This is a genomic window from Clostridium lacusfryxellense (assembly GCF_018861735.1).
GTDB classification, from domain to species: Bacteria; Bacillota; Clostridia; order Clostridiales; family Clostridiaceae; genus Clostridium_AD; species Clostridium_AD lacusfryxellense.
Window position 1 is genome coordinate 1 of sequence record NZ_JAHLEB010000087.1, and the last position, 11,835, is coordinate 11,835.

Here is an 11,835-nt window from a genome sequence, read left to right on the forward strand (position 1 = left end):
GAGTCCCTGAAGGTCCACCATATGTGGGGATATAGCTCAGCTGGGAGAGCACCTGCCTTGCACGCAGGGGGTCAAGGGTTCGATTCCCTTTATCTCCACCAAAAAACAGTCTAATATGGACTGTTTTTTTTATTGCATTAAATTAAACTAAATCGAAGTGGTCAAGGTAATTCTTTAATTAATTATAATGGATTTATTAGATAAAAAGTATTACAATAGGTAGTAATATTATACAAAAGGGGTGTATATATGTCATTATATAGAGTAAAGCAGTTTTATTGGTCAATGATATCTAAAATTAATAATGATGATATAGATTTTCTTAAAATGTATTTAGAGACTTATGAACTAAAATTATTTAATCAATTACCTATTTATGAGCAGAAACACTGTATAAATGTAGCTAGAGATGTTAAGCTGACTTGCAATAAAAGACGGTTAAGAGAAAAATATTTAATAAAAGTTGCACTACTTCATGATATAGGTAAAATATATCATACGATGAATCCAATAGAGAAATCTATAATGGTTATAATGCATAAACTAACAAATGGAAGGATTAGAGCATACAAAAATATAAAAAATATTAATGTATATTATAATCATGGAGATATAGGATTTGATTTATTAAAAAAATATGGTTACGATGATAGGTTTTTATTTATAGTCAAAAATCATCATAATAATAATATACACGATGATATAGAATTAAATGTAATAAGGGAATGTGATGATAGAAATTAAGAAGCTAAAATATAGTTTCTTTTTTTGTTTCTAATAATAGATAAAGAGTGATAGAATATAATTAAATACAAATAATAGGAGGAAAAAATGAATTCAAAAGAACGAAGAGAATGTATTAAAAATTTATTAACTAAAAATAATAGTACACATAAGGGTCAATTGTTGGCCGAAGAATTAGGAGTTACAAGACAAGTTATAGTAAAAGATATTGCAATTATAAGAGCTGAAGGTGTAAATATAATTGCTACTCCAGAAGGTTATTTGATGCCAATTGAAGAAAGTAATTATGTAAGAAGAGTAATAGCAGTTTCGCATGGCAAGGATGACATATATAATGAGCTTGAGTGTATTGTAAAGTTTGGAGGAATAGTAGAGGATGTAACAGTAGAACACTCTTTATATGGTGAAATAAGAGCTATGCTAATGATAAAGACAATTATGGATATTGAAGAATTTGCAAAGAAATTTGAAGAATATAGTGCCGAGCCGTTATCGTCTTTAACTAAAGGAATACATTTACATACAATTAGAGCTGATAGTGATGAAATTATAGAACGTATTATAAAGGAGTTAAAAGTTAAAAATTATTTAATTTCTGATTAATTTGTTATTAAGTTGAAATTAGAGTAATAGACTTAAAACTATAGATATTAAATTTAAATATTTATATTAAGCAAGCATGAGGTGATTTCCATGAAAAGTAAAAAAACAATAGCTTTCGTTGTAGGAATACTAATAATAATTGTAGCTTCAATCGGAAACATAGTAAATTTAGCAATAAATATACAATGGTTTAATGAAGTAGGGTATTTATCAGTATATTTTACTAAACTGAAATCAATTATGAAGTTAATGCTGCCGGTATTTTTAATAAGTTACACAGCTATATGGATGTATTGTAAAACTTTTAAGGGAAGTCTTTTTAAGTCTAAAAAGGTTGCAGAGGTAAAAAAAAGAAAAGGGAAATTGGAACATAAAATTAGTATTTTTATAAATGTTGTAGTTTCATTTATAATTGCTTTTACCTTCGCATCTAACTATTGGTATAAAATATTTCAATATTCGAATGCTACAAGTTTTAAGACTGTAGATCCATTATTTAAAAAAGATATTTCGTTTTTTATATTCAAACTTCCATTAATTGAATCAATTTATAGAGTATTTATAACATTACTGGCAGTATTAATAGTTATTACTATTGTAATATATATTGTTTTAACAACTAAGGATCAAATTTTAAATAACTCTAAAAAAAACAATATTTTTAAATTCAAAAATTTAAAAATTTTTAACAGTACATTAACTAAATTTGCAGAAAGACAGCTAGCTATAATAGCGTCATTAATATTACTAATGGTATCTTTAGGTTACTTAATAAAATCATGGAATCTAGTATACTCGCTAAATGGAATAACTTTTGGCGCAAGTTATACAGATGTACATGTAACTTTGAGATTTTATAGGGTAATAGCGGTGGCATCTTTAGTAGCCTCAATAATCACTTTTGTAAGTATTTTAACATGTAAAAAGAAGCTTATGATATCTTCATATATACTAATAATTATTTTGATTTTTGGAGAACAAATAACATCATCTTTAGTTCAAAAGTATGAAGTTCAATCAAATGAAAAAACTTTAGAAAAAACATATATAAAATATAATATAGATAATACAAGAAAAGCTTTTAATATTGATCAAATAGAGGAGATACCCTTTGAAATTAATAATAATTTAACTAAAGAAGATATTTATGCAAACAAAGATAATATTGATAATATAAAAATTAATTCTTACAAACCAGCATTAGAATTTTACAATCAATTTCAATATTTAAGATACTATTATGGATTTAATGACATTGATATTGATAGATATAATATTAATGGAAAAAGTAGTCAGGTATTTATTGCACCAAGGGAAATTAATTTAGATTCATTACAAGGAAATTCAAATACTTGGCAAAATAGACATCTAGTATATACGCATGGATATGGTGTGGCAATGAGCAAAGTTAGTTCCGTAACTAGTGAGGGTCAACCGGATTTTGTGATTAGTAATATACCACTAGATAATAAAACAAATATAAAATTAGATAATCCTAGAATATATTTCGGTGAAAGCACCAATGATTACAGTATTGTTAATACAAAAATAGGAGAGCTTGATTACCCTAAGGGTGGGGAAAATAAAATGAACAATTATAAAGGTAGTGCTGGTATTAAGATGAATATTGCAAACAGAATTTTATTTGCAATAAGTAAAAAAAGTACTAAATTTTTATTATCGGACGACATAACTTCTAGTAGTAAAATATTGATTGATAGAAATATAGTTCAAAGAGTAAAAAAGATAGCACCATTCTTAACATATGATAGTGACCCATACATTGTAATAAACGATGGAAAAATATACTGGATTATAGATGCATATACTAGTTCAAATAAATATCCATTTTCACAACCTAAGAATGGAATAAATTATATTAGGAATTCTGTTAAGGTCGTTATTGATGCAGTTAATGGACAGCCAGAATTCTATATAGTTGATAAAAATGATCCTATAGCTAATAGTTATTCAAAGATATTTCCGAAATTGTTTAAAAGTATAGATTTAGTGCCTAGTGGAATTAGGCAGCATTTTAAATATCCACAAGGCCTATTTAGTTTGCAGTGTAATCTACTTGAAAAATACCATATAACTGATCCAGGGGTATTTTATAGTGGAGACGATGTGTGGTCTATAGCAATAAACCAAGAAAAGATTGAAGGTAAAAATGAAAAAAATGAAGCCTCTTACTTGATGATGAAACTACCCAATAAAGAGAGTCAGGAAATGGTATTACTTGAATACTTCAATACTAAAGGTCGAAACAACATGGTATCTTTATTTGGTGCAAGGATGGATGGAGATAATTATGGAAAAATAATTCTATATAAATTGCCATCAAAGGAAACTGTATATAGCCCTGTATTATTTAAACAAAAAATTAATCAGGATGCTATAATATCAAAAGAATTATCGCTTTGGAATACGCAAGGCTCAGAAGTGCAATTTGGTGAAACGTTAATTATACCAATAAAAAGTTCATTGCTTTATGTTGAGCCTATGTATTTAAGAGCTAAAGGAGAAAAAAGTATACCAGAGATGAAAAAAGTTATAGTATCTTATGGGAATAAAATGGTTTTAGCTGATAATATAGAAGCTGCGTTAGGTCAAATATTCGATATTACAGACAGTGGTAACGCATCAAAACCTGTAGGTAATGTTAGTATAGACTCTAATACACTTCAAAATATAAATGATGCTAAAAATTTATATAATAAAGCATTAGAAGCACAAAAAAATGGTGATTGGGTTCAATATGGAATATATATAAAACAACTAGGTGATATATTAAATAAAATAAGTGACTAAGGTGCATTTATATTACCTTATATTAGCATAAAATGTTCTCTTAGTGCATATATTGTTATATGAACGCATTTTTATAGTATAATTTAATTTAAATGATGAAAAAAATGCATAAAACATGATGGAAATTGTATATAACAAAGGAATATGAAATAAAATGTCGAATAACTTTATATATATGAGTTTATGAGAGTATAAGGGGTATGGGGGGATGTTATGAAATATATGGATACTAATTTGCATGGTGGTGGTAAAAATTCATTATGTATTGATATTGATGATGATATAAATATTAATAATTTACCTAAGATGATAAAAAGATATATTTCAGATGCACTTAAAAATGGGGAAAAAGTTATTTTCTTTACAGATAATCTAGTTTATAAAAACATTCAAAAAAATTTTACAAGCGATATAGAGTTAATAAAGCATAACATAGACATAGGTAAACTTGAAATAAAGGCATATGATATTAACTTATTTGATTGTGATTATAAAGAATTTTTAGATATGATAGACATTATATTATTAAATAAACAAAAATTAAATGTAATGTGGGATTTTAAAAATGTAATTATAAATGTTGATAAATTGGACATTTTAATTAAATGCATCAAAAATATATTAGAGAATTCAAAATTTAATGTTTCTAATTTAGTATATATTAATAACAATATATATAATTATAACCGATTATCTTTGTTTAGTAATTTATTCTTAAATTTGACCATTATAGATAGAAATAAAGAAATGGAATTTTCAAATAAAGATGAAATAGAAAAAGCAATATGGATGATTTCATCTAATTCTTTATTGAAATACAAAAATCAAAATTTAGTTCAACTTGGTGATATTTTTTCAAATATACCTAAAAATATAGATATAAATAATTATAGGGAAAAAGTAATGAATAAAGTTAAAGAGGCATGTGATGTAGATTTTTGTATTTTACATAGTTCGCTTAAAGAACAAGAAAATACATTAGGTATGGATAATTATTATGGCATATATAGAAAGCATAAATACTGTTTAATTAATGATACTGAAGTAATTAATCATATTAAAAAATTAAGTAAGGTTGCAAGTAATAGTAATAATAGTAGTATTTTATATAATTTAAGTCAAATAGATGATATAGAATTGGTAGAAAAATTTAAGTTATTCGGTATAGTAAGTTATGTGGATATTTGCATAGAATATTATGATATAGCCGAAGGTGCAATTACTATGGGAAGGTATGAAAATAGAGCTGAGTTATCTAAAAATAACATAGAACATATAAAATTAATATGCAAAACAGCATTTTATTTAATTCAGAATCAAAAAAGATTTTCTGATATGCAAAATAGGTTACTTCAAAATGAAAAATTAAGAACTATGGGTGAAATGGCAGCTGGAATAACTCATGATATTAATAATATATTAACTCCAATTGTAGGATCCGTTCAACTCTTAAAAGATAAAACTAATGAAAAAGAGATTCTGAAGTTACTTAATGTTATTGAAATTTGTGCATACGATGGAATTAATATTACCAATAAAGTTAAAAAAATAACAAAAAAATATAATGATGATGGGTTTGAAACTTTTAATTTAGATAGTGTGATTTTAGATGCAATAGATTTAACTAAAAGTAAATGGCTGACAGAAAGCATTTTTAAAGGAATAAAAATAAGGATAATTAAATCACTAAATTCTAACCAAACGGTTCAAGGGAATATAACAGAAATAAGAGAAGTATTTATAAACATAATAACAAATGCTATAGATGCCATGCCAAAAGGTGGTATAATTGAGGTTACTACGAAAAATGATGATAAAAAATTAGTAATAGATATAACAGATAATGGGTCAGGTATGAGTAAAGAGATACAAAAAAGAATATTTGAACCGTTTTTTACTACTAAAGGTAATAATGGTTCGGGACTTGGACTAAGTATTTCATATAATATAATAGTTTCACATAAAGGTAGCATGGAAATTAAAAGCGAAGAAAGAGTAGGTACTTCATTTATTGTTAAACTACCAATATGTGAAAAAATAATAAAAAATAATGACGATATATCAAATCATGAAATTTCTTTTACAGGGAATATTCTTGTTATTGATGATCAGGAGCAAATAAGAGATGTAGTGGCCAGTATGATAAAATCAATCTCCGAATGTAAAATAAAGACATGTGGCTGTGATAATTTAGGTCCAGAGCTAAAAAGGAGAAAATATGATATAATAATATGTGATTTTACTATGCCAGGTATCAATGGATTTCAAGTTGCGAAGAAAATTAAAGAGATAAATGAAAATACATATTTCTGTTTAATGACAGGTTGGGTAGGTTCATTTGAGGGTCAAGAAATGAATAATGTTGATTTTGTATTAAATAAACCTATAAATAAAGAAAGTTTAAAGCAAATGTTTTCTTGTTATAGTACTAGATATTAAAATATTAAATAGATATCAATATATATGGTTAAAAATTTGGTGAAAAGAAGAATAGATGACTGTTCTTCTTTTTTTAGTGAATTTTTTTAAAATTATTAAATATATTGAGTCGCATGTTTAAAAAAAGGATATAATAACAATATAAAGTAAAATAGTTTATTTTATGGTGGAGGTTTTTATGGATTATGATGTACTTATTTTAGGTGGAGGATTAATAGGTTGTGCGGTGGCCTACGAAATCTCAAAATATAATCTTAACATAGCAGTTATTGAAAAGGATTATGATATAGCTGATGATGTAGCAGTAATAAATACTGCTATGGTATATGATGGCGTTGAAAGTGAAGATACTTTAAATGCAAAGCTTGAGCGTATGGGAAATAAGATGATGGATATTATAAGTGCTAAATTTAATGTTCCATTTAAAAGGTGTGGCTCCTTAATAATTGCGCGAACTGATGAGGAAGTAGTAAATATAGAAAAAATATATAAAAGGGCAATAGGAAGAGGAATTAGGGATGTATCCATGTTAGATCCTGAATACATATACGAAATGGAACCAAACTTGAATGTAGATATAAAAAAAGCACTGTATTCAAAAAATACAGGTGTAATTTGCCCATTTGATTTGGCATTATCATATGGGGAAGTAGCATTTGATAATGGTGTTAAATTTAAATTAGAAGAAGAAGTAATAGACATTCAAGAAATATCAAAAGGATTTAGAGTTGTTACTAACAAAAACAAATTTACATGTAAAATGGTAATAAATACGACGCCTTCAGAAAATTACAGTATAATAAATCAAAAGAAGGTAAACGTAGATAACAATGATGGAATACTAAAATATATACTTTTAGATTATAATGAAAAAACAAAGTTTTCACATGCGGTGTTTATGATTAATTCTAAAGGTGAAAGAATTTATACACTTCCAACAATGGAAGGAGATACTGTTGCAGCAATGAGTACTAGAGAGAGCATTAGTTATAATGAAGCAGTGGACAGATTAGCTAAGATAACAAGAGGTGTAGATGATAGGGACGTTAAAATGTTTTTAGACTGGCCTTTTTATGAGGAATCTATGGTAATTGACGATAGTGGAATAGATGATGGACTTATCCAAATTAAAGGTAAACATTATGGTCAAGTAACTATGACGCCTGCCATTGCAAATATTGTATGTGAGAGTATTGTGAGCAAGATGAAATGTACACTTAAAAAAGATTTTAACGATAAGAGGCGTGAGTACTACAAGTTTAGAGAATTAAGTGATGAAGAAAGAAAAAGAATTATTAAGTTAGATAGTAAATATGGTAAAATAATATGTGGGTGTGAGAAAGTAACCGAGGGTGAGATTGTAGACGCTATAAGAAGACCTTTAGGTGCGAGAACAGTAGAAGGTGTTAAAAGAAGAACAGGTGCTGCATTTGGTAATTGCCAAGGAGCGCATTGCTTAAACAAAATTGTTTCTATTTTAGCAAGAGAAACTAATAAGGAAATGACTAAGATAGATAAGGACTCAAAGAATTCTAATATTGTATCACATAGAATAAAAGAATTTGATAGTATGTAGGTGGTGAATTTAGTTGGTAGAAGAAACTGGGTTAGGGTTAGATGAAGATGTATTTACAACTTTAGTGAGAATAAAAGGTTCTGACTTATGTAATGTAGTTCCTGTAAAAAGCAGTAAGCCTCTTAGTAGGAAAATATGGATTGAATGCTCAAAAGCTTTAAGTAGAATACACGTAGGTGCACCTACAAGAATAGGTGACGTAGTGTGTAAAAATATACTTAATACTGGAGTTGACATCATTTGCACAAGAAATATTGAAAGAAATATTGAAAGAAATAGTCAATAAATATAATTTTGAAAGTTAACTTAGTTTTAAATGTTAACTTAATTAATAGAGTATTATTAAATATCTGAGGAGGAATAGTTATGTTAGATTTAAAAAGAATAAGAAATAATCCAGAAGAAATAAAGGAACTTATGAAAAATAGAGGGGAAAACTTTGATTTATCAGTAATTGATGAAGTTGTGACTCTTGATAAAACAAGAAGGGATATATTAGTTGAGGTCGAAGAATTAAAGAATAAAAGAAACACTCAATCTGCACTTATACCAAAACTTAAAAAAAGTGGTGAAAATGTAGATGAAATTATGGACAGAATGAAAAAACTTTCAGATGAAATTAAAAATTTTGATGTCAAATTATTTGAAATTAATGAAAAAATGAAAAATATTATGCTAAGTATTCCAAACATACCGAGTGTAAATGTTCCAGAAGGCAATACTGATGAAGACAATGTTGAAGTGAAAAAATGGGGAGAACCTAAAAACTTTAGTTTCGCAACTAAAGCTCATTGGGATTTAGGGATAGATAATGATATTTTAGATTTTGAAAGAGGCGGAAAGATTACAGGTTCAAGATTTACAGTATATAAAGGACTTGGTGCAAGGCTTGAAAGGGCATTAATTAGTTATTTCTTAGATCTTCATGTTGATACAAATGGATATACTGAAATATTGCCTCCATATATGGTTAATAGACAAAGTATGATTGGTACGGGTCAATTACCTAAATTTGAAGAAGATGCCTTTAAGGTAGCTAATACGGACTATTTTTTAATACCTACAGCAGAAGTACCAGTTACAAACATTTATAGAGATGAAATATTAAATGGCCAAGATCTTCCTATAAAACATGTTGCTTATAGTGCTTGTTTTAGACAAGAAGCAGGTTCAGCTGGTAGAGATACTAGAGGACTAATAAGACAACATCAATTTAACAAGGTGGAACTTCTTAAATTTACAAAACCTGAGGATTCTTATGCTGAACTTGAAAAATTACTTAAAGATGCAGAGTCGGTATTACAAGGACTTGGACTACCTTATAGAATAGTTAAGATATGTAAGGGTGATTTAGGATTTACAGCATCATTCAAATATGATATTGAGGTTTGGATGCCAAGTTATAACAAGTATGTTGAAATATCAAGTTGTAGTAATTTTGAAGATTTCCAAGCAAGACGTGCAAATATAAGATATAAAGATGATAAAAAGGATAAAGCACAATATATTCATACTTTAAATGGATCAGGAGTAGCTGTTGGAAGAGCTTTAGCTGCAGTACTTGAAAATTACCAAAATGAAGATGGATCAGTAACTATACCAGATGTTTTATTATCATACATGGGCAAGAATAAAATAATCAGTAAATAGATTAATAAGATGTATATTAATTGCATAATAAATAGGCAACTTTGATATTTAATATATAAAGTTGTTTATTTATTAAACAATCATAAAAAATATAATATTAAAATTGTATAAAATCATAAGAAAAATTTATAAATATGTTGACAGAAAATAATTATGCTGATATAATAATATCTGTTGTTGTAATGTGGAGGGATGGTCGAGTTGGTTTAAGGCACCGGTCTTGAAAACCGACGTACGTGTGAGCGTACCGTGGGTTCGAATCCCACTTCCTCCACCATTTTTTTTTATAAGGAAGTAAATATTAGCTATGGAGAAATACTCAAGTGGCTAAAGAGGTGCCCCTGCTAAGGGTATAGACTGGGAAACTGGTGCGAGGGTTCAAATCCCTCTTTCTCCACCAGAAACATCTAACAATTGTTAGGTGTTTTTTTGATTTCAAAAAAGGTTAAAACAAAAATTGGATCCAATTAATATAAATATATTGACATGATATAAACATGCTGATATAATAAGTCTTGTCGTTAGGACATGGAGGGATGGTCGAGTTGGTTTAAGGCACCGGTCTTGAAAACCGACGTACGTGTGAGCGTACCGTGGGTTCGAATCCCACTTCCTCCACCATTTTTTTTTATAAGGAAGTAAATATTAGCTATGGAGAAATACTCAAGTGGCTAAAGAGGTGCCCCTGCTAAGGGTATAGACTGGGAAACTGGTGCGAGGGTTCAAATCCCTCTTTCTCCACCAGGAACATCTAACGATTGTTAGGTGTTTTTTTTATTTTATCATATAAATGCTTAGCTTATTAAATTACAAAATTAATTGTTTATTTATTTTATTAAAAATAAATTAAAGCAAAATTATTATAATGAATAAGGAGATAATATGCTAAAAGGTAATAAAATATTATTGAGGTGTGTAGAGAGAAGAGACATAAATATATTTTTTGATATCTGGGGTGATGCAGATGTTAGAAGACTTGACGGTAGTTTTAGATTACCACCATCTAAAGAGGATATATTAAACAATTTTAATAAATTTATTAATCTTGATAAGAAATATCTTAGTATTATTAATGAAAAAGGAATACTTATAGGTTATACAACTTATAGAGAAGTGAGCGATAGTAAGAATGTATATATAATTGGGATAACTTTAGCTCAAAATTTTTGGAATAGAGGATATGGACAAGATGCTGTAAAGGTTTTGCTGAAATATTTATTCATGGATATGGCTGTACATAGAGTAGAGCTTGAGGTACTAGATTTTAATTCAAGAGCGATTCAATGTTATAAAAAATGTGGTTTTATAGAAGAAGGAAAAAAGAGAAAGACTTGCTTTTCTTATGGGCATTATAGAGATGTGATTATTATGGGAATTCTTAGAGAAGAATTTATAAACAATAGTCTTTAAGTAACAGTTTATAAATAAAACTTTACTCTTAATATGGAATATGTTAATATAGTAAATGAAGTTTATGCGTTGGTAGCTCAGTTGGATAGAGTAGCTGGCTACGAACCAGTTGGTCGCAGGTTCGACTCCTGTCCGACGCACCATAGAAACCCAGTAACTGTAATGGTTACTGGGTTTTGTCGTTCCTAGAATATCTAAGAAAATAGCATTTGCTAACATTTTGCTAACATCAGTATAAATTTATTAGTTTATACTGATGTAGGAATTATAGTTGTATGTGTTTCGTTGCCTTTAGCCATTGGACCATTCAACATTAGATTGTTGAGCTTTACAGCGGCATCCTCTTGCATGCAAGGTAATACGTGACTATAAGTGTCAAGAGTTATACTAATACTGCTATGGCCAAGTCTCTCAGAAACTACTTTAGCATTTGTGCCACTGAGTAAAAGTAGAGTGGCATGTGTATGCCTCTTATGGGGAGCTCCCCATAATCGTCATTATGTAGAGTGTTATATTATGGTGAGTACTCAAATAAATTGGCTTATCTAGAGGGTTCCTATGTTATTTACTCACCATAATTGTTCATAATAAGTATATCAATG

At 28.2% G+C, this 11,835-nt stretch carries 8 protein-coding genes, 6 tRNA genes and 1 pseudogene; 14 read left to right on the forward strand and 1 reads right to left on the reverse strand.

Translation table 11 applies throughout. The features are described from left to right. Window positions 1-25 precede the first annotated feature (25 nt). The 14 genes from KPL55_RS24420 to KPL55_RS24485 all read left to right on the forward strand — a co-directional run bounded on the left by KPL55_RS24420 (window position 26) and on the right by KPL55_RS24485 (window position 11,376). A tRNA-Ala gene (locus tag KPL55_RS24420) sits at window positions 26-101 on the forward strand. A 148-nt stretch (window positions 102-249) separates the two neighbouring features. Continuing rightward, the gene (locus KPL55_RS24425; protein ID WP_216309369.1) at window positions 250-744 is read left to right on the forward strand and encodes an HDIG domain-containing metalloprotein; all 495 of its coding nucleotides are present in this window, start codon (window positions 250-252) and stop codon (window positions 742-744) included. An 87-nt stretch (window positions 745-831) separates the two neighbouring features. Then, window positions 832-1,347, forward strand: a complete 516-nt coding sequence (locus KPL55_RS24430) for a transcription repressor NadR (RefSeq protein ID WP_216309370.1) — start codon at window positions 832-834, stop codon at window positions 1,345-1,347. 90 nt (window positions 1,348-1,437) lie between these two features. Next, window positions 1,438-4,158: a UPF0182 family protein gene (locus KPL55_RS24435; RefSeq protein WP_216309371.1), complete on the forward strand. Its 2,721-nt coding sequence runs from the start codon at window positions 1,438-1,440 to the stop codon at window positions 4,156-4,158. Between the two features lie 213 nt (window positions 4,159-4,371). Continuing rightward, a complete protein-coding gene (locus KPL55_RS24440) occupies window positions 4,372-6,597 on the forward strand; it encodes a hybrid sensor histidine kinase/response regulator (protein WP_216309372.1) in 2,226 nt (741 codons plus the stop codon). A gap of 178 nt (window positions 6,598-6,775) precedes the next feature. After that, the gene (locus KPL55_RS24445) at window positions 6,776-8,173 is read left to right on the forward strand and encodes an NAD(P)/FAD-dependent oxidoreductase (RefSeq protein WP_216309373.1); all 1,398 of its coding nucleotides are present in this window, start codon (window positions 6,776-6,778) and stop codon (window positions 8,171-8,173) included. A 13-nt stretch (window positions 8,174-8,186) separates the two neighbouring features. Further along, on the forward strand, window positions 8,187-8,459 hold the full coding sequence (locus KPL55_RS24450) for a DUF1667 domain-containing protein (RefSeq protein ID WP_216309374.1): 273 nt from the start codon (window positions 8,187-8,189) through the stop codon (window positions 8,457-8,459). A gap of 80 nt (window positions 8,460-8,539) precedes the next feature. Next, window positions 8,540-9,823, forward strand: coding sequence for a serine--tRNA ligase (serS, locus tag KPL55_RS24455; protein WP_216309375.1), 1,284 nt, complete (start codon window positions 8,540-8,542; stop codon window positions 9,821-9,823). A 186-nt stretch (window positions 9,824-10,009) separates the two neighbouring features. Continuing rightward, window positions 10,010-10,100: transfer RNA gene (locus KPL55_RS24460), tRNA-Ser, on the forward strand. Window positions 10,101-10,132: 32 nt separating this feature from the next. Further along, window positions 10,133-10,223 (forward strand) — tRNA-Ser (locus KPL55_RS24465). 130 nt (window positions 10,224-10,353) lie between these two features. Further along, window positions 10,354-10,444 (forward strand) — tRNA-Ser (locus KPL55_RS24470). Window positions 10,445-10,476: 32 nt separating this feature from the next. Next, window positions 10,477-10,567 (forward strand) — tRNA-Ser (locus KPL55_RS24475). 138 nt (window positions 10,568-10,705) lie between these two features. Further along, the gene (locus tag KPL55_RS24480; protein WP_216309376.1) at window positions 10,706-11,233 is read left to right on the forward strand and encodes a GNAT family N-acetyltransferase; all 528 of its coding nucleotides are present in this window, start codon (window positions 10,706-10,708) and stop codon (window positions 11,231-11,233) included. Between the two features lie 66 nt (window positions 11,234-11,299). Further along, a tRNA-Arg gene (locus tag KPL55_RS24485) sits at window positions 11,300-11,376 on the forward strand. A 228-nt stretch (window positions 11,377-11,604) separates the two neighbouring features. Here the strand turns inward: KPL55_RS24485 and KPL55_RS26485 are convergent. After that, window positions 11,605-11,691: pseudogene (locus KPL55_RS26485) on the reverse strand (site-specific integrase); the annotation flags it as partial. Window positions 11,692-11,835: the final 144 nt, after the last annotated feature.